The 24,182-nt window shown below is 42.7% G+C and carries 17 protein-coding genes; 10 read left to right on the top strand and 7 right to left on the bottom strand.

Annotated elements, in window-relative coordinates; genetic code table 11:
• The first annotated feature begins 174 nt into the window (after window positions 1–174).
• Window positions 175–669, top strand: coding sequence for a peptide-methionine (R)-S-oxide reductase MsrB (msrB, locus tag LC653_RS16440; protein WP_229495482.1), 495 nt, complete (start codon window positions 175–177; stop codon window positions 667–669).
• Window positions 670–1,207: 538 nt separating this feature from the next.
• On the opposite strand, the gene mreD is transcribed toward msrB, so the two are convergent.
• The 3 genes from mreD to LC653_RS16425 all read right to left on the bottom strand — a co-directional run bounded on the left by mreD (window position 1,208) and on the right by LC653_RS16425 (window position 3,741).
• On the bottom strand, window positions 1,208–1,825 hold the full coding sequence (gene mreD, locus LC653_RS16435; protein ID WP_229495481.1) for a rod shape-determining protein MreD: 618 nt from the start codon (window positions 1,823–1,825) through the stop codon (window positions 1,208–1,210).
• A 25-nt stretch (window positions 1,826–1,850) separates the two neighbouring features.
• Window positions 1,851–2,636, bottom strand: coding sequence for a rod shape-determining protein MreC (gene mreC / locus LC653_RS16430; RefSeq protein ID WP_229495480.1), 786 nt, complete (start codon window positions 2,634–2,636; stop codon window positions 1,851–1,853).
• A gap of 97 nt (window positions 2,637–2,733) precedes the next feature.
• Complete coding sequence (locus LC653_RS16425; protein ID WP_229495479.1) at window positions 2,734–3,741, bottom strand: rod shape-determining protein; 1,008 nt, start codon at window positions 3,739–3,741, stop codon at window positions 2,734–2,736.
• A gap of 363 nt (window positions 3,742–4,104) precedes the next feature.
• On the opposite strand from LC653_RS16425, the gene LC653_RS16420 reads away from it, so the two are divergent.
• Entirely contained in the window at window positions 4,105–4,467 is a 363-nt protein-coding gene (locus tag LC653_RS16420; RefSeq protein WP_100900435.1) for a single-stranded DNA-binding protein, read from the top strand.
• A gap of 73 nt (window positions 4,468–4,540) precedes the next feature.
• Here LC653_RS16420 and LC653_RS16415 read toward each other — a convergent pair whose 3' ends face one another.
• Window positions 4,541–5,287 (bottom strand): SIMPL domain-containing protein, encoded by a 747-nt coding sequence (locus LC653_RS16415; RefSeq protein ID WP_229495478.1) that lies wholly within the window; start codon window positions 5,285–5,287, stop codon window positions 4,541–4,543.
• Window positions 5,288–5,752: 465 nt separating this feature from the next.
• Between LC653_RS16415 and LC653_RS16410 the strand changes: the two genes are divergently transcribed.
• From LC653_RS16410 to murI, 4 genes are all read left to right on the top strand, one after another.
• Window positions 5,753–7,231 carry a cation:proton antiporter gene (locus LC653_RS16410; RefSeq protein ID WP_229495477.1) on the top strand — a complete coding sequence of 493 codons (1,479 nt, stop codon included), beginning with the start codon at window positions 5,753–5,755 and terminating at the stop codon, window positions 7,229–7,231.
• A 766-nt stretch (window positions 7,232–7,997) separates the two neighbouring features.
• Window positions 7,998–9,884 (top strand): N-acetylmuramoyl-L-alanine amidase, encoded by a 1,887-nt coding sequence (locus LC653_RS16405; RefSeq protein WP_229495476.1) that lies wholly within the window; start codon window positions 7,998–8,000, stop codon window positions 9,882–9,884.
• 316 nt (window positions 9,885–10,200) lie between these two features.
• Window positions 10,201–12,120, top strand: coding sequence for an N-acetylmuramoyl-L-alanine amidase (locus tag LC653_RS16400; RefSeq protein ID WP_229495475.1), 1,920 nt, complete (start codon window positions 10,201–10,203; stop codon window positions 12,118–12,120).
• A gap of 132 nt (window positions 12,121–12,252) precedes the next feature.
• Window positions 12,253–13,119: a glutamate racemase gene (gene murI / locus LC653_RS16395; protein WP_229495474.1), complete on the top strand. Its 867-nt coding sequence runs from the start codon at window positions 12,253–12,255 to the stop codon at window positions 13,117–13,119.
• Between the two features lie 52 nt (window positions 13,120–13,171).
• Here the strand turns inward: murI and LC653_RS16390 are convergent, their stop codons facing one another.
• A complete protein-coding gene (locus tag LC653_RS16390) occupies window positions 13,172–13,369 on the bottom strand; it encodes a hypothetical protein (protein WP_229483934.1) in 198 nt (65 codons plus the stop codon).
• A 1,083-nt stretch (window positions 13,370–14,452) separates the two neighbouring features.
• Here LC653_RS16390 and sds point away from each other — a divergent pair.
• Window positions 14,453–15,424, top strand: a complete 972-nt coding sequence (gene sds / locus LC653_RS16385) for a solanesyl diphosphate synthase (protein WP_229495473.1) — start codon at window positions 14,453–14,455, stop codon at window positions 15,422–15,424.
• Between the two features lie 302 nt (window positions 15,425–15,726).
• On the opposite strand, the gene LC653_RS16380 is transcribed toward sds, so the two are convergent.
• Window positions 15,727–16,200 (bottom strand): hypothetical protein, encoded by a 474-nt coding sequence (locus LC653_RS16380; protein ID WP_229495472.1) that lies wholly within the window; start codon window positions 16,198–16,200, stop codon window positions 15,727–15,729.
• A gap of 204 nt (window positions 16,201–16,404) precedes the next feature.
• Between LC653_RS16380 and hetZ the strand changes: the two genes are divergently transcribed.
• From hetZ to LC653_RS16365, 3 genes are all read left to right on the top strand, one after another.
• Window positions 16,405–17,610, top strand: coding sequence for a heterocyst differentiation protein HetZ (hetZ, locus tag LC653_RS16375; protein WP_229495471.1), 1,206 nt, complete (start codon window positions 16,405–16,407; stop codon window positions 17,608–17,610).
• A complete protein-coding gene (locus LC653_RS16370; RefSeq protein WP_229495470.1) occupies window positions 17,603–18,577 on the top strand; it encodes a PatU in 975 nt (324 codons plus the stop codon). Before hetZ ends, LC653_RS16370 begins: the two co-directional genes overlap by 8 nt.
• Before the next feature lie 780 nt (window positions 18,578–19,357).
• Window positions 19,358–21,664: a transglutaminase TgpA family protein gene (locus tag LC653_RS16365; protein WP_372478181.1), complete on the top strand. Its 2,307-nt coding sequence runs from the start codon at window positions 19,358–19,360 to the stop codon at window positions 21,662–21,664.
• Between the two features lie 248 nt (window positions 21,665–21,912).
• On the opposite strand, the gene LC653_RS16360 is transcribed toward LC653_RS16365, so the two are convergent.
• Window positions 21,913–24,114: a TIR domain-containing protein gene (locus tag LC653_RS16360; RefSeq protein ID WP_229495468.1), complete on the bottom strand. Its 2,202-nt coding sequence runs from the start codon at window positions 24,112–24,114 to the stop codon at window positions 21,913–21,915.
• Window positions 24,115–24,182 lie beyond the last annotated feature (68 nt).

Raw genomic sequence — 24,182 nt, 5'->3', positions numbered from 1 at the left:
CACAATGGCTAATTCAGTAGCGGGTTCCGCTTCCATAGGTCTTTTTGATCGGTAGTTGGAAGTTTTACTACGCAAAACCTGTCCCTCTTTGACGGGCCAGAGAAACTTGAATGTAGGGAATCCCGTACTAGAGTTGATTGCCCACTTAACCGGAAAATAGAAAATAATAGATATATGGACAAACGGTATTTTTTACAGGCTAGTGCGGTAATAGTCGGCACAGCATTGTTATCAAGGTATATCAAATGGGGGCCAGAAGAGATGACAACTTCTAAAAGTGGATTTGAAATTACTAAACCTGAAGAGGAATGGCGCACGATTTTAACGCCAGAACAGTTTAATGTATTGCGTAAACACGGGACTGAACGCCCTCACACCAGCCCATTGGATAAAGAATACGACAATGGTACTTATTATTGTGCTGCGTGTGAACAGCCACTGTTTACCTCTGATACTAAATTTAACAGTGGTACTGGCTGGCCTAGCTTCTTTAACCCGATTGAAGGTGCGATCGCGGTTACTGTAGATCGGTCGTTGTTTATGACCAGAACTGAAGTGCATTGTAGTCGCTGTGGTGGTCATCTGGGTCATGTTTTTGATGACGGCCCTGCACCCACAGGCAAGCGCTACTGCATGAACGGTGTTTCGTTAAAGTTTACGCCTGCCTAATTAAGTTGCAATCGCACGCACTAACCTAAATTATTAGATTTTGAGGCTTGACCAAGGGTGAATAAATTTTTGACAATAACTTCTCCTATTCAATGCTAGTAGGCTAAGTATTGTCAATTTAAAGAAATGCAACTCTTGGTCTTAGCTAGAGCTATTTACCTAAATCGTCCTATTTATTTGGGTCGTTTTTCTCCTTTTTGTCTTTGGGATCTTTTTTAGGTTTTTTAACTTCTTTATTACTTTTTCTTTCTTTCGACATCAGCGTTCTCCAACTAGGTTAATCAGTCAAAGCTTCCATATTCTGCCGTCAGGAAATCAGAAGATGATTTACCTGATATTTTTTTAAGGCAAAAAAGAAAGCATCAGACATAGATGCTACTAACTACCATGATACGGTGTTGTTTGATTGAATGTAGCTTGAATCCATATTGCCAGAGATTGGCCAAATTCTATAAAGATGTAGGTTACAGCGTAGAGACGATAATTTCATTTACTCTCACCTGTAACCTATCCCCTTCCTAACTTCTAGCTCCCTTTCCTATTGTTCCAGCAATTTCATCCCCTGCCACCAACGATTTAGCGGATAATACACCACAGGTGCCCACAGACTACTAAGAATGGCAGAGGCTAAGGCGACACGCTGGTAATATGTCCAAATATCTGTTACCTTGCGCTCATTTCCCATCAAAGTTAATTGCAACCCAAAAATAGTTTCTGCCAAAACTGCCATAACAAAGACAATTACAGCAATCGAAATAAAATCTTCTTCGATAAAACGCTGCTTCTGGAGGAGACTAGTTAAAATTCCCACTATACCTAAACTAAGAGCATGAGTAGGGTTAGGTGATGTCATTGAATCTTGAAGTAGCCCCAGAACTATACCTGCCAATGCTCCGGCAAACACCGTGCGCTTCACACTCCAAGCTACTACCCAAATTAACAGCCAGTTAGGGGCAATTCCTAATAATTCCATACCCGGCAGGCGCGTTGGCAATAACAGTAAACATAACAGTACAGAACTAGCCGTCACTATCCAACTCAACAACTGACGTACACCGGGATGCCAACGAGAAAGTGGCTGGATTCGGAATTTCGATTTTCGCTCTGACAATTTTGGCTTTTTCGGCCTGCTACCACCAAATGCAGGAATCTTCATTTTTCTATGGATTTTTTTGAAGAATTTACTTAGACTTTTGGGTTTCCGACTCTTGGTTTTCTAGCTTTGGATAAACAGCTACCCAATCGAGAGAGCGAATTGGCGGAAAAAGCTCAATTTTCGCTACTGATGCGGGAAGTTTTTTTAAATCCAGCGACTTGATTCGTCCTACTGCCAAACCAGATGGAAATTTCTGACTATAAGTAGATGTGGAAACTAAATCTCCTACTTTGACATTTGGGACTTTTTCGTAAAATTCCAGCACAGCTTCTGCTGAAGAATCCCCACGCAAAACGCCTTTAGCTGCTGTGCGGCTAACTGATACACCCACTTGACTCTTAAGATCACTGATTAACAACACGCGGCTAGTATTGGGAGTTACACTTTCCACCAAACCCACCAATCCGCCTTCTGCTTTGACTATGAAGCCTTCCTGAATCCCTGCATTCGCACCGCGATTCAGGGTAACTTGTTGCCACCACTGGTCAGCACTACGTCCTACTACCCGTGCTGGAATTGGCCGTGATGCCAATGGCTCTTTTTCCACATAGCCTAATAAATCTTGTAGCTTTGTCTTTTGACTTTCCAAATCTACTATACGGGTTTGCAATTCTAATATCCGAGCATCTCTAAGACGTTCTTCTGGAGTTGGCCCTGACTGCAACATCTCTAACGGACGGGTAATTGCCTGGTATGTCTCAAGCACCAGTGCACCTTGAGTTTGTCGCAATATCCAAGCACTACCAACTACTAGAGCTATCAACCCGATTTGTAACCCTTTATGATCCCACCAACGTTGTATCGTAACCATATATACCTTTATATACTTAAACAATTAAGTTCTACTTGGATTCTATTTATATAAAACCCAAATAGAACTCAGATAGAACTCAAATCTGATATTTTTGCTACATATTGCGAGAGCTTTCGGTGACAACTCGTTCCAACTGTTTAAAGTTTTCTAACACACGACCTGTTCCCAGCACAACACAGCAGAGAGGATCGGCGGCAATGTGGGTCACAATCCCCGTTTCATGGCTAATTAAGCTATCTATGCCTTTGAGCAAAGCACCACCACCAGCTAACATAATACCTCTGTCAATAATGTCTGCTGCCAGTTCTGGAGGTGTACGTTCTAGTGTCCGCTTCACAGCTTCTATAATTACTGATAGCGGTTCCAACATACTTTCACGGATTTCTGCGCCTTTGATTGTTACAGTTCGCGGAAGACCAGAAAGCAGGTGTAAACCTCGGACTTCCATAATCGCGTCATTATCATCATTAGTAGGATAGGCAGAACCAATCCGAATCTTGATGTCCTCGGCAGTACGTTCACCAATGACTAAGTTATGAACTTTTTTAATATACTGAATGATCGATTCAGTCAGTTCATCCCCAGCAATGCGTACTGATTCGCTAATCACTGTACCCTGAAGACTCAGCACCGCAACTTCTGTTGTACCACCACCAATATCAATAATCATGTTGCCAGTGGGTTCGGCAACAGGTAATCCTGCACCAATGGCCGCAGCTACAGGTTCATCGATTAAATAAACTTTTCTTGCTCCTGCTTGATGAGCTGCATCCATTACAGCTCGCCTTTCTACTCCTGTGACACCACTGGGAATACCAATGACAATCCGGGGTAAAATCAAAGACCTACCTTCATTTACACGCCCAATAAAGCTTTTCAGCATCAGCTCGGCGATATCAAAGTCAGCAATTACACCATCCCGCAAAGGGCGGAGGGCAATCACATTTCCAGGTGTGCGACCGAGCATTTTTTTGGCTTCTTCTCCTACTGCTAGTGCAACCTTTTCGTTGACATCGATAGCAACTACAGAAGGCTCTTGCAGTACAATACCTTTACCAGATACATAAACTAGGGTGTTAGCGGTACCGAGGTCGATACCCATGTCCCATGATGTGCGAAAGTTCCTAAAAATACCCACGCGTCTCTAAGCCCCCTATGTGCGATACTTCTTGACTACAACGGTAAGAGTTGATTCGATTATGTTTATATCCTGAGTTCAATAAACTAGACTATATTTTTATATGATTCCCAGGAATATTTACTATGTCTCACGTCTCTATTTATTGATATTTTATGGTTAGCTTAAGTATATTCCTATACTTTTATGTGTTTCTCCAAGTAGTATGTATACTTTTTCAAGTCAACTATATTGTTAACTGTTTAACACATTATTTTCAAGTGTTTCACAATTCGCTATGATGAAAGTCTAAATTACTAAGTACGCATGTACTAAAAGGTAACGCACATGAGTATCAATATTGTCACTCTTGTTGGTCGTGTAGGTAGCGACCCTGATATAAAATATTTTGAATCTGGTAGTGTTAAGTGTAGATTGACACTAGCTGTAAAAAGACGATCGCGCAACAGCGATGAACCCGACTGGTTCACGCTGGAATTATGGGATAAGACGGCTGAGGTAGCAGGTAATTATGTGCGTAAGGGAAGCCTAATTGGCATAAAAGGTTCCTTAAAGTTTGACACATGGAGCGATCGCCAAACGGGGGCAAACCGTTCTACACCCATTATTAGAGTAGATCAACTGGATTTATTAGGCTCTAAGCGCGATGGAGAAGGCGGTACAGGAGATATGTCTTCAGAGCATTTTTAATTAGGCATTGAACATTGATTATTAGTCCTTTGCCCTCACAAATGACAAAGGACTAATGACTAATGACTAATGACTAATAACTAATTTGCAATGTCACCGATGCTTCTACTTGCTGTTCACCACCAACGATAGGGGTGGAAGCATCGGCGTTGGCTAACTTTGAAGCCTCAGCCCTTAAAAACATTGGTGGTGGAGGCGCACTGGCATTATTAACTTGAATGCTCACTACTTCTTTGGATTTGAAACCCAAGGCACTGAAAACAGCATCAGCTTGCTGCTGGGCATCTTGGGTAGCTTCTTTTAATGCTTGTTTTTGAGCAGCCGCGATCGCTTCATCATTAGCAACAAAACTAATACCGTTAATTTGTGTCGCACCCGCTTTCACTGCATTATCCAATAATGTACCAGCTTTTTCGGTAGGAATCCTAAAACTTACGGTGTTATTGGCAGCATAGCCTGTAATTCGCTGCACATTATTGGTGTAGCTGTAAACTGGATTAAGCTGGATACCAGTAGTTTGTAATTTTTCGACATTTTGGCTCTTGAGAAACGCAACTACAGCCGATGACCTCCGGGCGGCTTCTTGCTGTACCTCCTGAGCTGTTTTCCCCTGAATCTCCACTCCTAAACTTACTTGCGCCAGGGTTGTAGGAATTGTTTCAACTCCACGACCACTGACACTAAGGGTTCGCCACAATTTCTCTTTTTCTTGTGCCAAGGCAGGCAGTGTAATATTTAAACATAATAGCAAAGCTAAAGGCAGTATTTTCCACAATTTAGTATTGGGAAACTGAGAACCAGATAAAGCGGCTCTAGTCATAAGATTTGCACTCCTCAAAGTATCCACAGATGTTTTTAATCAACGTATGTAGCAATCTTCTGGTGGCTGTTAAGAGTCAACAGTAACCACAAGTTTTTCACAACTCAAGTGCGATGGCTAGATACGATTTGTATGTTCTTACTTTGACACTGCCATAGTCAAAAGCTGAAATGGTTACATTTTTGGAAACTAAAAAAATTACACTAACCTTTTTGGAGATTAGGAAGAGTACAGCAAACCGTCACACTAGCCCAAATAAAACATCCTCTTAACAATTCAAAAATAAATTCATAGACTATGACTTCCTAGACTTTCTGTAGTCCCGGTTTGAGAAGTTTTCTGGCAGCGCTTGATTGAGTTGACAAATGGCACAAATTAAGTTTTAGAAGTTGCCAATAACGTCTCCATAGATAGACGTTTTTCAGAAACGCGTCAAAATCAAAGAGAAGGATTTTCAGAGAACCCATGCATTTGTTAGATCCAATCAACTTCTCTTTTCCTCTGCTGGCTACCGCAACAGAAGCCGCAGACAGTTCAATGGTAGTAGCAGCAGTGTTACTAAGCTTAGTAGTCGTTTATCTCGCCAGCAAAGTTGGTGGAGAGTTGTCAAACCAAGTGGGTTTACCGCCTGTCTTAGGCGAACTCGTAGGTGGTGTGGTAGTTGGCATCTCTGTTTTTCACCTTTTGGTATTTCCAGAAGGCGGCACAGGCAGTTCTAACTCTTTGATCATGTCCTTCCTTCAAATCACTGCTGGTTTAACGCCTGAAGCTACTCCAGCCGTGTTTGCAGCGCAGTCTGAGGTCATTTCGGTTTTGGCAGAATTGGGTGTGATCATCCTACTGTTTGAAATCGGCTTGGAATCGAACTTAAAAGACTTAATGGCAGTTGGTATCCAAGCCACCGTCGTAGCAGTAGTGGGGGTAGTAGTACCCTTTGCAGCTGGTACTGTCGGACTGATGACTTTGTTTGGTATTGCTGCTATACCCGCAATTTTTGCAGGGGCGGCTTTGACTGCCACTAGTATTGGGATTACTTCTAAGGTGCTGTCAGAATTGGGGCGACTCAATTCTAAAGAAGGGCAAATTATTTTGGGTGCTGCCGTAATTGACGACGTTTTGGGAATCATCGTTTTAGCAGTAGTTGCTAGCCTAGCTAAAGATGGCGTGGTGGATGTAAGCAAAGTCATTTATTTGATTATCAGCGCCACTGGTTTTATTTTGGGAGCAATCCTACTAGGCAATGTTTTCAACAAGTCCTTTGTAGCGATCGCTGATAGACTCAAAACACGCGGTGGATTGGTAATACCAGCATTCATCTTCGCTTTTGCTATGGCATACCTTGCGGCCGTCATCCACTTAGAAGCAATTCTAGGAGCTTTTGCGGCGGGTTTAGTTCTAGAAGAGACAGAGAAGCGCAAAGAACTGCAAACGCAAGTCTGTCCGATTGCCGATATGTTAGTGCCAATTTTCTTTGTGACTGTTGGGGCAAAAACCGATTTGGGAGTTTTAAACCCAGCAATTCCCGATAATCGGGAAGGTCTAATTATGGCAACTTTCCTGATCACAGTAGCCATTCTCGGTAAAGTAATCACAGGCTTAAGCGTGTTTGGTCAACCGGAAATCAACCGTTTAGCGATCGGTGTGGGGATGATTCCCAGAGGGGAAGTTGGATTAGTGTTTGCTGGTGTCGGCGCAGCCAGTGGCGCTCTCTCGAAACCGTTAGGGGCAGCAATCATCATGATGGTTATCTTGACAACCTTTTTAGCTCCTCCTTTGTTACGATTTGTATTTCCAGATCCAAAAACTGTGGATTCAGGCTCAGACCAACTGATTTTAGATGGTTCCTCTGGAACTTCGTTGGTAATTGAACCACCTCAGTCAAGAGTGCCAGCATCAAATGACAGTGGCAATTTGGAAGTAACCCCAGAATCTAGCGATCGCTAATCTTTGGGAATGGGGAATGGGGAATGGGAAGAAACTTGTTCAATAACTCTCCCTCATCTCCCTCATCCCCCTCATCTCCCAATTATGCAGTGGAAACTTCTCTCCTTAAATTTCCGTCCCGTGTGATTGTAGAATAATCCTCTGTTTATAATTTCTACCAGCATTCGGAATGTTATTTATTTCCAATCTTCCTTGGCTTGTGAGCCTTTATTTGAATATTTTCCAAGTAATTGGGGAGCAACACCCATAAATTTTGCTAGATCATCTGACAGGAATGGGAACTATCTATTTAGTACATTGATGGCGAAAAACAAAAAACAGTTATCAGTGAACGGTTATCAGTTATTAGTTTTCTAGCTTCCTTGGGAGTCAAAGTTCCTACCTCTAAAGGTGGAAAACTTCACATGGGGATTTAGTCCCAATATGAAACCTGATAACTGATCTAAGCACGTCTTTATACCAGCTTAAAAAATCAAAAAAGGCATCAGAGGTCAAGTTTAGGTGGTGACGGTGTGATGATTTACCAATGAGTTGAGATATTGAACAAGAGGCAAGGGAGCAGGGAGCAGGGAGCAAGGGAGATGGAAAAGAAGAATTGGGGCAGGGTACAGCTTTGCTGGGGGAAGAGGAATTGGGGACAAGGGGGAAGACTTGTTGCAAGTTCTCACCTCTTGTCACCTTGTCACCTTGTCTCCCCTGCTCCCTGCCCCCTTCCCCCTGCCTCTTCGTTGACGGCTCCCATGAACCTGAATTAGGAGAAACGACTGTGAAATTACACTGGTTACTACCCAGCACTATTGGAACTATCTTCATGCTATCGTCGCCGGCAATGGCCGCGAGACTTGAATCTTGGCGCTTTGATGCCAATCAAAATAGGTTGGAAATTAATACTCTGGGAGCAGTTCAGCCCCAAGCACAACTAATTTTCAACCCGACTCGGCTGGTAATTGATTTGCCAGGAACTACATTTGGGCGTCCGCAGCTAACCCAACAGGTGGGCGGTGGAATTCGCTCGATCCGGGTTGGGCAGTTTGATACAGAAACAACTCGTATAGTTGTCGAACTGACTCCTGGCTATACTTTAGACCCCAAACGAGTGCAATTTGTTGGTACAACTGGCGATCGCTGGACGGTGCAATTACCTAGACCAGAAGTGGATAGAGTAGCCTCATCTCCTACTTTATCTCCCAGAAGTGCCTACACTGTTGTTACCCCAGACTCTGAGCCACAACCTAGTATTTCAAGGGTTGCCACTACTACACGAGGGGCGACTCAAATTGAGAGCTTACAAGTAACAGGCGATGGGTTGTTCATTCGCACCAGTGGTGGTAATCCTCCGATTCAGGTAATTCGGAGCCGCGATCGCGCTACCATCTTCATGGACATCTCTGACGCATCTTTATCACCACGTCTGACGCAACAGAATAATATCCCCGTTAACAAACATGGTATTAGCCGCGTCGAATTCATCCGGCTACAAACCCAACCTCCTGGCGTTCGCCTGACTTTACGGGTAGACAAAAATAGCCCCGACTGGGGAGCAAGTAATAGTAACGGTGCTGGATTAGTAGTTCTTCCAAGTCGTATTGTCAGATTGCCTGGAAATAATAATTCTGACAATCAGTCACAACCACCCTCCTTTCCCAGCAGACCATCTGCTAACAACTCCCCAGCAACAATAGAGTCTGTACAACTGGCTGATAATGGCACACAACTGCTAATTAGAGGCGACCAAACTTTATCTGCCACCGGAACCTGGGATAGATCCTCAGGTCTGTTCCGTGTCACAATTACCAATGCCAAGTTAGCTCCCAGAGTCACAGGCCCTACTTTTGTTGCCAATAGCCCCATTCTCCGGGTACGTCTGCAACCCCAAGAACCCAACACAGTCGTTGTTTTAGTTCAACCAGCAGCCGGAGTCCAACTTGGGCAACCCAGACAAATTGGTGACCAGCTTTTGGTACCAATACAAGGCTCTCGGCGAATTGTCGCCCTCCCCGGAAGACCCGCCTTTGCTTTACCTGGGCTACCACCGCCAAACCGGGGGTCATTCCCAGACCCAAACAATCCCAATCCCCAGCCCCTAATACAACCACAACGCCCGCTTACCAATGGACGAGTAGTAGTCCTCATTGACCCAGGACATGGCGGTAAAGACCCTGGAGCAGTAGGTCTTGGGGGATTACGCGAAAAGGATATTATTTTGTCTATTGGCAAAAGAATAGCTCAGGTTTTGCAGCAAAATGGCGTACAAGTAGTTATGACGCGGGATTCTGACTATTTCGTTACCCTTCCGGGACGGGTGCAATTAGCAGAACGAGCGAATGCTGATGTCTTTGTTAGCATTCATGCTAATGCAGTTGGGCCAGGTCGTTCCGATGTCAGTGGCTTAGAAACGTATTATTACGGCAGTGGTTTGGGTCTAGCTCGCACTGTCCATAACAGTATTCTTCAAAATGTAAATGTCAGAGATAGGGGAGTGCGGCGAGCCAGATTTTTTGTCCTCAGAAAAAGTTCCATGCCTTCTATTCTTGTAGAAACAGGTTATTTGACTGGTCGAGATGATAACGCTAAACTCAGAACCTCAGCTTATCAAAATCAAATGGCAGATGCGATCGCTCGTGGCATCCTTCAGTATCTAAAGAGACAATAAGTAATTTAGTCGAAATTATTGAGTAAATATATCTAATCTTTACCATTTTTATCCAAATTTAGTAGTAAAACAATTTAAGTATTCTTGCGGCGCGACAGGAGTAGCTTCTTTGTTATTGTCATCTGATGCTTTCCCAGTCAAATTTATATGGACTAATGGATGGCATGGCAAAATCAGAGGAGCATGCTATATTTTACGCCATTAGCTGTGTCTTAATACCAGCGCAAAACTCAAGTGTGCGCGGTGACGGTGTGAGGATTTGCCAATATGTTGAGATGTTGACGGCTCCCATGAATGTGAATTAGGAGAAACGACTGTGAAATTACACTGGTTACTATCCAGTACTATTGGAACTATCTTCATGCTGTCGTCGCCGGCAATGGCCGCGAGACTCCAATCTTGGCGTTTTGATACCAACCAAAATCGTCTGGAAATTAATACTTTGGGGGATGTGCAACCCCAAGCACAATTAATTTTTAACCCCACTCGTTTAGTAATTGATTTGCCAGGAACCACATTTGGGCGTCCGCAGTTAACCCAACAGGTGGGCGGAGGAATTCGTGCTATCCGTGTTGGGCAGTTTGACGAACAAACAACGCGCATAGTCGTGGAATTGACTCCTGGTTATACTCTTGACCCCAAGGCAGTACAATTTGTTGGCAGAACTGGCGAATCCCCTGCGGGGACACTTCGTGAACGCTGGATGGTGCAATTACCTACGCCAGTAGCTGAAAATGTACCCTCAAATACTGGGGGGCAACAAGAACAAGCTATAGCAACAGAGACTTCACCGAGAACATCTCCAACAGTGTTCCCCCCAAGAAATATTTACAACGTGGTGACGGCAAGCCCTGTCAATCCGCCTAAAAACGGAATGCTTGCCGCCAGAGTTACTCAAATTGAGAATTTACAAGTCACAGGCGATGGTTTTTTCATCCGTACCAATGGTGGTAATCCTCAGATTCAGGTAAATCGTAGTAACGATCAGAGGGCAATTAACATTGATATTGCTGGCGCTACTTTATCACCAAATCTAGGGCAGCGCGATTTACCGATTAATCGCTATGGTGTCAGCCGCATTCAGTTCAGCCAACTACAAACAAGCCCATCTGTTGTTCGCATGACTTTAGAGGTGGATGAAAATAGTCAAAATTGGCGAACAACCACTAGCAGTGTTGGTGGTTTTGTGGTTCTGCCCAGTCGTGGCGTTGCCCAATTGCCTGGAGGTAATAGTCCACCCCCTATACCATCTACTAACACCTCACCTGCTACAATTGAGTCTGTGCAATTGGCTGGTAATGGTACACAACTACTGATTAGAGGCGACCAAGCTTTATCTGCTACAGGAGGCTGGGATAGAACTTCTGGTCTGTTCCGCATCACCATCAACAATGCTCGGTTAGCTCCCAAGGTTACAGGCCCGACTTTTGATGCTAATAGTCCTATCCTGCGAATCCGCCTGCAACCACAAGAATCCAATACTGTCGTCGTCTTGGTTCAACCAGCAGCCGGAGTACAAATTGGGGAACTCAATCAAGTTGGCGACCAGCTTTTGGCTTTAGAATTACAACGTTCTGGTAGCGTCACACCCCCTATTACTTTACCTCCTCTGCCATCGCCAAACCAAAGTCAATTCCCAAACCCCACAGATAATCCCCGTCCTATCTCCCAGCCACAGCCGCGCCCCTCGGTCAAGAAAGGGAAATTACTAGTAGTGATTGACCCAGGACATGGTGGAAAAGACTCAGGTGCCCCAGGTCTGGGCGGACTTTTAGAAAAGGATGTAATACTGCCTATTGGTAAAAGGGTAGCAGCAATTTTAGAGCAAAATGGTGTACAAGCGGTGCTAACGCGGGATGCTGACTTTTTCGTAGAACTTCAGGGACGGGTAGAAATTGCCGAGCGAGTTAATGCGACTGCGTTTGTCAGCATTCACGCTAATTCGGTTGATAATCGTCCTAATGTCAATGGGTTAGAAGTATATTATTATGATAGTGGTTATGCTTTAGCTGAAGTAGTTCGCAATTCCATTCTCCAAAACATCCCTACCATTAAAGACCGAGGAACCCGCAAAGCTAGATTCTACGTTCTCAGGAAAAGCTCTATGCCCTCGATTTTAGTGGAAACAGGCTATATGACTGGTTACGAAGATAACCCTAGATTGGGAACACCAGAGTATCAAAATCAGATGGCAGAAGCGATCGCTCAAGGCATCCTAAAATACTTACAGCGCTAATTGATATAGTACAAATTACTCATTAAAAGGTGGTATTTAGACTTTTTTGGCATCCAGAATTTAGTAGTCAAATTGTAGATTGTCTGCTAAATTCTGTATTTTAAATCCCAAAACCTAAATTAATATCTGCCTGTGTATTCATCTTCGATCTTTGAAGCGAATCTTGACAATTTTTCTGCTCAAGAACCCCAACGTGCCCCAATTGGCATCTTTGACAGTGGTGTAGGTGGACTGACGGTACTGCGACAACTATATCGGCAACTCCCCAATGAATCAATTATTTACTTTGGGGATACAGCTCGACTTCCTTACGGAATTCGTTCACAAGCAGAAATTTTACAATTTACGCGCGAAATTCTTACCTGGCTACAACAGCAACAGGTAAAAATGGTAATTATGGCTTGCAACACCAGTTCTGCCCTGGCCCTTGAAACTGTGCGTCAAGAATTCAACATACCCATTTTGGGAGTAATTCTACCAGGTGCAAAAGCTGCCGTGCAGCAAGGAAAGCGGATTGGTGTAATTGCCACTCCAGCTACGGCTAAAAGTAATGCTTATAAGCACGCCATACTCGAAATTGCCCCCGATGTCCAAGTCTGGCAAGTTGGATGTCCAGAGTTTGTGCCACTCATCGAGCAAAACCGGATTCACGACCCCTACACTGCTGAAGTAGCACGAGCCTACCTAGAGCCTTTATTAGAGCAGGAAATTGACACCTTAGTTCACGGCTGTACCCACTATCCCCACCTTACACCAGTATTGCGATCGCTCCTCCCCGCTCAAGTCCAACTGGTTGACCCAGCTGTTCATGTTGTGGCAGCTTGTGCCCAAGAGCTAGACTTACTAGGCTTAAAAAATACCCACCTACCACTGCCAACTCGCTTCGCCGTTAGCGGTTGTCCGAAACAGTTTTCCCAGTCAGGAGTGCAGTGGCTAGGCTATACCCCAATGGTTGAAGAGGTTTGCTTCACTGATACCGCTATTTCCCAACTCCAATAAAGCTAATTTGTCCTTAGTCATTGGTCATTGGTCATTTGCCAATGCCCAATGCCTATTGACTATTGACTGCTTCAGTCACCTTTGCCCTTACTGATATCTCCTGCTTGTGTTTTCCTTCGGTAGATGAAGGGAAACTTGTCGGAACAGTCTTTGTACCCGTTCGCTTCGCTAGTGCTAATAACAGGTAGACTGTGAACAAATATCCAGACGCTAAAATAAAAATCATCATAGGTATACTTCCGTAAATCATTGTTCTACTAGCACTTTTCTAAACGAATATAAAATTCCATAAAATTAGTAGAACCTCAGCCAAGCAAGTACTTTCTTGATGGCTGTAGTTTCCTATGGTAAAATTACCTATAGATATAAAACTCTCTACAGACAAATAATTTATTGTCTAATACCACTTCTTGCAGACCATAGATCCCACAGCAGTTAGGTTGCTAAAAGGCAATCTAAAACTATGATTCTTTGCGGTCTACTTGATCTGCTTTATTTTGGCTCACATTGCTGTGAAAGGAGCAATGCTTGCGCTCAACGTGCGCTGAAGACGTGTAGCGGCTTCCCATAGGGATATCGCATAGCTCCAAACCAGCAGTTTCGCGGATCGTAGGAAAAATAAAAGGAATTATTTCCTTAATTTTAAGCTACGACTAATTATTTGAGACTTACATCACCGATCCAGTAAAATCAACTACTAGGTGACTTACTTTTGGGGTGTAAATATCTGAAAAATTTAAAATTCCTATATTTTAGCGTAACACAACGACCTGAAATTTTGAGCTTACTCGACTACTAAATTTCAAATTTTTTGAATAGCTACACTCCCAATACTGCTCGGTTAAGAGTCGATCCCCCCAACCCCCCGATAAATTGGGGGGCTTATTTTCCCCCTTTTTAAGGGGGACTAAGGGGGATCTTCAATGACTATGCACCAAAACCCGAGCAGTATTGGCTACACTCCAGTCCTGAAGAAATTTAGTCTTACTCGTTGGCGACCTATTTAAATCACATCTATTATGTCAATAGGCAATATTGCTTAAATTATCCTTGGAACTGTGGCGGGAAACGTGTACAGGAAACTACTTAATATAATTTTATCTGAGATTCATTGTCATATACTTATAACTCAGGTTTTAAAGTAACTTAAAACATGAGTTACCAGCAATTAAGTATAATTATCTATTGACAAACACATCAGTAACTTTAATTATCTCCGATAGACTCATGAAAATGGGATTACCTTATGAAAACTTTGCGCCGGCACAGGGTTATCTTAAAATGAGTGTAGGATATGTAAACTTTCGTAACCTAAGTCAGAGTCCGCCCATCCATGACCCCAGCCACCTCCCTGTTTACCCCTGTGGAAGCAGACCTGCGACTACTAGCAGATAACCTAAAACAGCTAGTTGGAAATCGCCACCCCATTCTGTTTGCAGCAGCCGAACATTTATTCGGTGCTGGGGGAAAGCGTATCAGACCAGCAATTGTCCTGCTAATATCGCGGGCAACAATGTTAGATCAAGACATTACACCGCGTCATCGCCGCCTAGCTGAGATTACAGAAATGATTCACACAGCTAGCTTGGTACATGACGATGTGGTTGATGAATCAGACGTGCGGCGAGGCGTTCCTACCGTTCATAGTTTGTTCGGTAATCGCATTGCCATATTAGCAGGAGATTTTCTTTTTGCCCAATCGTCCTGGTATTTAGCAAACTTGGACAATTTGGAGGTGGTGAAACTCCTCTCAGAAGTCATTATGGATCTGGCTACTGGGGAGATCCAGCAGGGACTGAATCGTTTTGATGCTGGTATCTCTATTGAAACTTACCTCCAGAAGAGTTATTACAAAACAGCTTCGTTAATCGCCAACAGTTCTAAAGCTGCTGGGTTACTCAGTCAAGTTTCGCGAGAAACTGTTGAGCATCTATATAGCTACGGTCGTCATTTTGGTATAGCATTTCAAATTGTTGACGACATTCTAGATTTCACCAGTACAACAGATACCTTGGGTAAACCAGTGGGGTCGGATCTTAAAAGTGGTAATCTGACTGCACCTGTTTTATTTGCTTTAGCCCAAAAACCATCCTTAGAAGTGCTGATTGAGCGAGAGTTTGCTCAAGAAGGGGATTTAGAGCAAGCACTAGCACTAATTCAAGATAGTCAAGGCATACAGCAGGCGCGAGAGTTAGCTGCTCACCATGCTAAGTTAGCAATTGAACATCTTGAAGTTCTCCCACCCTCAGAATCCCACCAGGCATTGATTAACATAGCTGAGTACACACTGAGCCGCCTTTATTAAATCATTTACCAGTTAACAGGTACTTTAGGGGACTTTAGACCCCAAGCGAAGCCTTCCACCTGTTCTTAGGTGGGGAAATTTTGCTTAATGGTCAGCTAAATTTGGAAAAATGTTCACTGAAAACTGTTTGTTAACCAATTTTAGATTAGGCGGAAAATTAAGCGATCGCTTGGTTCTTTAAAGAACTAGAAGGTTAGTAACTGGCATTAATTTATTTTCATCAAAAACTTTTTCAAACAAATTTGAGATTTAAAATTTTGGATGTGGGATTGTATCTAAAAAATCCCACATCCAAGTTTTTTCTATGCAATATCAGGGGGTATCTGTTTAGGCGATCGCTGTTGTCGTAGCTGTTTCTGCATGAGTTTTTCTAGATCAGTTCGTCTAACTTCAACGGTATGAGTGGTCTTACCCGGCGTCTCCAAAAAAATGATGCTATCTACGGGTTCTAATGCCACCAATTGGAACAAAATATGGGTGACAGGGATAATTTTAGCTAGCATTTGAGGGTCAAGCCCAGCAGGGGAAATTAGAGAGACATCCTGTATGGTAGGGAAAGCGTAAACAACACGCTTTTCCAATCCTGGATTAGTAAGATTGCTCAATGTAGTTAAAACCCAGCTTTCTTCCGAATTTTGGAGAATATAGTATTGGGAGTAACGTAATTTTTGAGCGATCGCTCTAAGGGCAGGAGCAATTGCTGCAATCAGATTTGGTGTCATACCATCGCGGGGTGCATTGTTAATCAGCAATTGAATTTGTGCTTCTAAATCCATAATGACTTGTATACGGCTCCTGGGTAATGGCAATAACATCTATCAAAGTGTGAACAATCCCATCGAAGTTGGGAATAATAAAATCAGCCACATTCTGAATGTAGGATTGGTCTGCGTTTAGCTTATACGTAAAATCAAAAAAGCCAATACCCACAGTCGTACAGGTTGTATTTAAATACTTAGGGTCTTTTGAAAACTGAGACTATGAATTCAGCCGCAACCGCAACTATTCCATCTGTAAATATTCTGGGAGAAAATTCTAAAGGCGTGGAGGTGATCTTTCAACTCCTGTCCAGGGAGTTTCAACAATCAACCAAAGCTTCGGAGCAGAATTGCCACGATGTAGCAAGACGTATTACCACCGAAGTATATCGGATTTGCCATGAAAGCAAACGTATTCAAGCTTCTGGGTCTGTAGAAAGCTCGGCGATGACCCTAGCTCGGCATCGGCTACAACAATGTCTCAGGTACTATCAGTTGGGTTCAAATCGGGGCAGGGTAGAATTACACAGTACTCTGAGTGCAATTATTTATCGATACATTAATCCGCCTCAGAAGCAATTGAGTTATCAAGGGCGACTGACTATAATTGAAGATTTTTTACAGAGTTTTTATCTAGAGGCATTAAACGCTTTCCGACGAGAAAATCAACTTGGTGCTACTTATCGGCCTCAGACGCTTCTAGAATTGTCCGAGTACATGGCATTTACCGAGCGCTACGGCAAGCGACGCATTCCCTTACCAGGCCGTCAGCAGCAGCTAATTATTTTGCGGGCGCAAACTTTTTCTCAACAGCAGCCCCCAGAAACCAGTGTAGATATAGAACAAGCCGCAGAAGGCAGCAATAGTGAAGCCGATGGTTGTTGGGAAGAACCAGCAGTGCATCAATTACGCTCCACAATGGCAACGCAAGCCGAACCTGAACCCGAAGAAGATACTTTGCGTTCCGTTGTGGTTACAGAATTAATGAATTATCTCGAAGAACGGCAACAATCTGACTGTGCTGATTACTTTTCCCTCCGCCTCCAGGATTTATCAGCACAAGAAATTGAGTCGATTTTAGGTTTAACCCCTCGTCAGAGAGATTACTTACAGCAGCGCTTCAAGTATCATTTGATTCGGTTTGCCTTGTTACATCGTTGGGAATTAGTTCACGAATGGCTGGAAGCTTCTTTGCACACCAATTTGGGCTTAACTCCCCAGCAATGGCAAGTATACACAGCACAACTGGACAATAAGCAACGGTCTTTACTAGAGTTGAAGCAACAAGGACAACCCGATGAAAAAATCGCAAAAACTTTAGGGCTGTCAATGGCACAACTTCAAAAACGATGGTTTAAGATTCTTGAGCAAGCTTGGGAAATTCGTAACTCATTAGTGTCCGGATCAGGTGCATCTACTCATGAATAGTGACTCAGAATCCTTACAATCTCAGTGTCTCGGTTGGTTATTGACAGATGATGTCAAAAATAACGACCAATCTGTAGAATGTAAGGAAAATGACGGGGTAAAAAACCTCTACAATGAAGCCACTGCTTCAAAAAGCAGTGAGCCAAAATTGGGAGGAACGCCCCAGACCTTTCAATTGGGAGAAATTCCTACTGTGCTAGATCGTTTCCAATCCGTCCTTAAGCATCGCTTACAAATCGAAGCCCAAGACCACCCACCTTTATTTCCTTGGGAAACACAATTAATCGACTATCCCGATTTTGTTGATGAGCCGTCAATGACGCTCGTTCCTACCTGGGGGTGGATGGTACAACAGTCGAAGCTGAACCTGCCGCGTCCCTTACCAGAGAGAGTTTTCCAGCAATTGCTGGAACAATGTCAGGCGTTGGTGACATCTTCAATGCCTCTGGGAGCAAAATTAGTTCAAGTGGTGGAGAACTTTTTTCCCAACGAGTCTCAAGCACTAAACGATATTGCAGGATTGGTGCTAAGAAGCACCTATCGGTCTGTAAGTACTCTGGATACAATGCCCAATATTCAGAGCGATTATTCAGATTTACAACCGCGTCAACAAATGGCTTTGTCATTGCTGGCGGCTAAACAACTGCTGGAAAATCTGACTCTACCACTTTCAGCAACTAGTCCAGTGGTAGAAAGACAATGGCTAACCACTGTTGGTAATTTGAACATCAGAGTAGAGTATCAGTCTGTAGGTATTACGAAGTTACTTGTTCAGGCTGAGTTACCCGTTAAAGGAACTTTGACACTTCGCGGAAGTGGAACTTTAGCAATGGCAACATCTTCGACTCCGGGATACTTAAGTGTAGAGTTAGGTTGCGAGCAACTTAACCCAACTTATACTCTGGAAGTTGAGTTTCCAGAAATAGACGAACAGCCGCTTTTGTTTGTCATTAATCCCACTGTGTAACCTTAATTGCCACCGCTAGTACGTAATGCCGAATATCTTAAGGTAACTATTGCCTTGGGGCTTTTTCTGTCTCTAGATACTACTAGCAACAGGGTGCTTACTTATACGTAAAGCGTGGTTACAGTTAACCAGTGGGTGTAGAGTCAGCCTCCACCCCATAATTGATTTTTTGTAGGTACTCGTCAGTCTACTGGGTTATTAGTAAAGCCTGGGGAACGAGTTAGTTTGTTGTGTTGTGCTGATTTCGCCTTTATTTTACCAAGCCACCAATTTTTCACAACGAATTTATTAGGTTGTGTTGCTTTTTTTATACAAAATTATGTTCACGCTTGGCGTTACAGTTCGCGGTAACGTTATATCATTGCTTGATTACTTATTAAATCCTAAGAACCCCACCCCCAACCCCCTCCCCGCAAGCGAGGAGGGGGCTATGATGGTATCTTATGAACCTATCCCACTAATAATATTTGTGCTATAAAGCTTAAGCTTATTGAGAACTGAAAACGAAAAATTAAGGTTTTCAAGCACATTTTACGAAAAGAAGTAGGGATTTTGAGAATAGTGGGATAGGTTCATGTAATTAGGAAACGCTATAAAGTCAATTTTTTTAACATTTGAAACTCCTGCCAGGATTGGATTTTAACTTTTAAAATACGCGCTAAACGTTCATAGATGCGTGAAGGCAGGATAAGAAAGCTTCTTCTAAGGGGAATACTTTAAAGTAGGGCGAACAGTTTTGTCCTCAGCATTGTTTCCGTGGAATTTTCACTTAGACTCGAAATGCTTAACTTATCCAGGATGAATCGGTTTTGGCGTGTAGGTAATTTCTGGCGGCAAAATCCGCAGCGATCGCCTTTGATAGAGGTGGAAGATTCAATTTCCTTGCGGGTGCTGGTGCTAGCGTTGGTTGTTTTGGGAATTGTGGCGACGGATATCGCTGCCGAAACTTCATTCAGTTTTTGGGCGTTACCCTTGAGTGTATTAGGTGCGATTTGGAGTTACTATCGTCGCCGCGATCGCAATGTTGCAGTTAAGTTTTGTATCGCTATCGGAATGTTAGTGGCACTGGGTGCTTTCTTTGGGCGGTTAGTGGGAGAGTTGAATGATACACGGTTGGGTTTGGCGGAGTTATTAATTCAACTCCAGGTGTTGCATAGCTTTGATACACCCCGCCGGAAAAATTTGGGCTATTCGATTGTTATAGGACTGATTTTATTGGGTGTGGCGGCAACGTTAAGTCAGACTTTAGCATTTGCACCTGTGTTGCTGTTATTTTTAGCGATCGCTCTCCCAACTTTAGTATTAGATTATCGTTCACGCTTGGGTTTGCAGCCATTAAAAATAAAAAATGAAAAATTAAATCAGAAGAATTCCTCAACTCTTAATTTTAAATTTTTAATTCTGAATTTTTTCTTAATTGTCGGTCTGGGACTGGCAATTTTTGCTGTTTTACCCAGATTTCCTGGCTATCAATTACGCAATTTTCCTGTAAGTTCTGCTATTCCAGTAAAAGGTAATTTCACCGGACGTAGTATCATTAATCCCGGTTATGTCCGCCAAGGTAAAGGTGATAATCAAGGCAGTGGTACGGGACAAAATCAAACTGGTCAACCAGGTAAAGTAGATAATAACTTTTATTACGGTTTTAATAGCCAAATTAACCAAAATCTGCGGGGCGAGATGAAACCGAAAGTTGTGATGCGGGTGCGATCGCAAGCTGAGGGTTTTTGGCGAGTTCTAGGATTTGACCGTTATACGGGTAAGGGATGGGAAGTTTCCCGTAATGAAGATGTTACAACCATCAAGCGATCGCCTTGGTCTTACCAAATCTTCTTAAACCGACCTCTGATTACTGGTAAAACTCAAGAGATAGTACAAACTTATACAGTGTTGGCGGATTTGCCTAACCTAATTCCGGCGATGGCTTATCCCAAAGAGATTTACTTTCCAACACCAATGATCGCGGTTGATAAAGAAAATGGATTGCGATCGCCTGTGGAATTATCAGAAGGACTCACCTACACAGTAATTTCTGAAGTGCCATACCGCGATCGCACTAAATTAGGTGAAGCTTCTACTAAATATCCACGAGATATTAAACAGCATTATCTGCAAATTCCTCCCGAAATTGCCGAAAAAGTCCGGCAACGTACCGAAGAAATTCTTGCTAACTACAATCAAGAACGAGTTGCAAAGTCTTCTAAAAGTCTAGATTCACCCTATGAAAAAGCTCTCTACTTAGCTCAATATTTAAAACAACGTTACTCTCTTCCCCAAAATCCCTTAGATTTGCCTTATTTGGGAGAAAAAGATGACTTAGTAGAAGCTTTTTTATTCAAATATAAAGGCGGTTATCCAGACCACTTCTCAACAGTTCTCACGGTAATGCTACGTTCCATTGGTATCCCAGCCCGGTTGGTAGCAGGGTTTAGTGCAGGAGAATTTAATCCCTTTACAGGGCTATATGTTGTCCGTAATACTGATGCTTATGCGATGACGGAAGTATATTTTCCTAAATATGGCTGGTTTGCCTTTGACCCGATTCCCAATCATCCCCTCATACCTCCATCAGTGGAAGATACTCAGACTTTTAGTGTGTTGCGCCAGTTGTGGCATTGGGTTGCTGGATGGCTACCATCTCCAGTGACAGGTTTGTTGAATAATGTATTTGAGACAATATTTAAGTGGGTGATTAGAGCGATCGCTTGGTTTTTAGCTTTATTCTCTCAAGGTTGGTTTGGCGTATTGACTGGCTTAATCTTGGCAACTACAGCAGCTTTCTTTGGTTGGCTGGGTTGGGGACAATGGCGAGAGTGGCGCAATCGTCGATGGTTAAAGAAATTGCCAGCAATGGAGAGCCTTTATCAACAAATGCTGCAATGGACAACTCAAAAAGGTTTAGGTAAGCATCCAGCACAAACACCTTTAGAGTATGCCAGAGGATCATACCAGCATCATGCCCCGGCAACTGCTGAGGTAATAGATGAGATTAGCCAAGCTTATGTTAGTTGGCGTTATGGTGGTCATGCTCCTAACTTGAAGCGACTGCGAGAAAGCTGGCAAGGTATCAAAAAGACTGCTAGGTAGATTAGACTTCGCATAAATTACTGGCGTTGCTGAATCTAGGAATGAATCTTGTGGGGTGGGTATCTTACCTGCCCCAAAATACAAAGGACGGACGAGACGCCCATCCCATAAAACCATTAAAATCATTCGGCAAATATGCAACGCAAAATTACTTACTACATCCGTTATGAGGTAAGAATACCTAAATTTTTTACCTCTATATTTTCTGGACTTTTGCGTGAGTGACACTTTGAGGCTCTTTAGAACATTCAATTTATTGGTGCTTTACCTGCCAATGTATTTAGACGAACAGTAGGAGTATTCAACAGGTAAAATACTAGTTGAGGATCATCTACAATAAGGGCACATAACTCTTTATCATATAGCAAGTATTTACTACTCTCAGGACACCTTTGATACAATATTTTAATGTAATCATTCGCTATAAATTGATTAATTCCTTGGCTTATTTCAGGTCTAGAATCTCTTATGTGTTTAAGCGATAGAAATCCGTCTGAACTACGAGCTAGCTCTTTTAAAAGCTCAATGCAAGTTCTTTCATTGTAGTCATCTAAAGAGGCAAAGCATCTTACAGCATCTTCAAACTTTAAAGATAGCTCATTACTCATAATTTCCGAAATTACAATTTCAAGGTTGTTAGTGATGATCTCAGTACTGTGTTGAGTCTCAGCAATACCTTTTCCTGCTGCTAGGTGATAACACAAAAATTGAGCTATATTCAGACTTCCATTTGCGGAACGAGCAATATCCGTTCTATGGTCAAAAACTATATTTAAGGCTGCTTCTCCTCTTCTGATCATTTTAAGGATCATTTCATCTGCCACTCTTCCAAGTTTAAAGAATTTGACTCTTGTTGCGACATCAAAAGACAAATTTACAAGACGCTTACCCGTACTTGGTATGCCAACAATAACCAATTTTTTAGGAAGTTCATTGTCAGCAAGATACTTGAGATAGTCAACTAATTTCTCTTGCAAGCTCGCTTCTAATCGATGAAAGTCATCTATAATAGCTATTCCGTTGTGCCACTGTTGTATTGTTCCAATATTAGATAAATCTTGCGGTTTACGGGCGTTCAAAGTTCTAACCTGAAGTCCTTTATCTTCTGGATTAACTTCTTCAAGAGCTTTTCTCAGAGCTGTTGTCTTTCCAATACCAGAAGGTCCTTCAATAACAACACCAACTCCAGGCTGCATCAAGGCAAGTTTAATCAAATGAAAGTTCTGGGGTTCCACAAAAGTTACTGTTGGAACTCCAGAAGTTTTAAATACTTCAAATATTTGGAATGACTTTTTGAGAAATTCAGAGTTTTGTACAGTTAATTCCGGAGCGACCATTCCTGTTTCTCGAATGGCTTCTATAACTTGTTTTTCTCTGAGTAGTTCCTCGCAAACTAAACGGATACCTTTAACAACATTTGCAAATGCTAAATCCCGGTTTTCCCAAATAGTTATAGGTTTTGCATTATTAGGTAATGCTTGTAACTTTCCAAATGGCGCATCAAGCCAATCAACTGGTCGTAAAATAACTGGAATAACACGAGCTTCCCCTGATTCATGTCGTTCCATTGCTCGTGACAACTCAATGTCATAACAATAGTCAGAGGCGATAAAATCAGGGCTGATTAGCAGCAGAATTACCTTAGCTGTTTCAAAGTGTTTACTGATTTGACCAGCCCATTCTGTGCCTGCACTAATATCTCGGTCATGCCAAGCAGAAATTACTTGCTGTTTTTCTAGCAACTTGAGATGTTTAGCTAGTTCATCTCTCAATATTTCATCTCTGTGTGAATATGAGATAAAAAGTTCTATTTTCTGATTTCTACGTTGCTGTTCCGATTGAGGTGTTGTATTAGACATAAAAGGCTTTATGCTATTAGTCTTTTGTATCAAAACTGGTGTTAAATTTTTCGGAATTCCTGCCAATGCGATTGCGCTACAGCCAAGTTTATAAGCAAAATCAACTGGACGACCTGCTCCTAAAGCATCATAAAAGCCTACTGAAAATTCAATTGAAGCTTCATCTCCAATTGCTTGTGTCATACCGATGACACTTTTAATGTATTGAGCAATTGATCGTGCTTGCACCTCGGAATAGCAACCATTCAGGACAACACACTCTACTCTGTCAGAAAACAGATCAAATAGCCTAGCCAAAGCTTGCCCTTCAACCAATTTTGGTTGTCCAGTTTCATCCTCGAATACTAAACCTTCGTCTCCGGCACCATGTCCAGAAAAATGCACGATGTGCGGACTAATATCCAACATCGCTCGTTGAATATCTCTTGGTCGTACCGCCCACTTTTGAGTCAATACAAACTGATCACGATTTTTGGAGCGTTGCAGCCCTGCCTCAATATCTCGAACTTCTTCATCCAATCGCAATCTTGAAGTGTCTTTTGGATTCGCTGCTAAAACCAAAATTCTTTTGACCGAACTTGTATCGTTCATAATGAATCTGCAACAGAAGTATTCTCAGCCATTAGTATAACTTTGCTCTTACTGTCGCTGAAAAATAC

The organism is Nostoc mirabile CHAB5784, assembly GCF_020829645.1.
GTDB classification, from domain to species: Bacteria; Cyanobacteriota; Cyanobacteriia; order Cyanobacteriales; family Nostocaceae; genus Nostoc; species Nostoc mirabile.
This window is presented reverse-complemented; position numbering and strand designations above follow the sequence as displayed.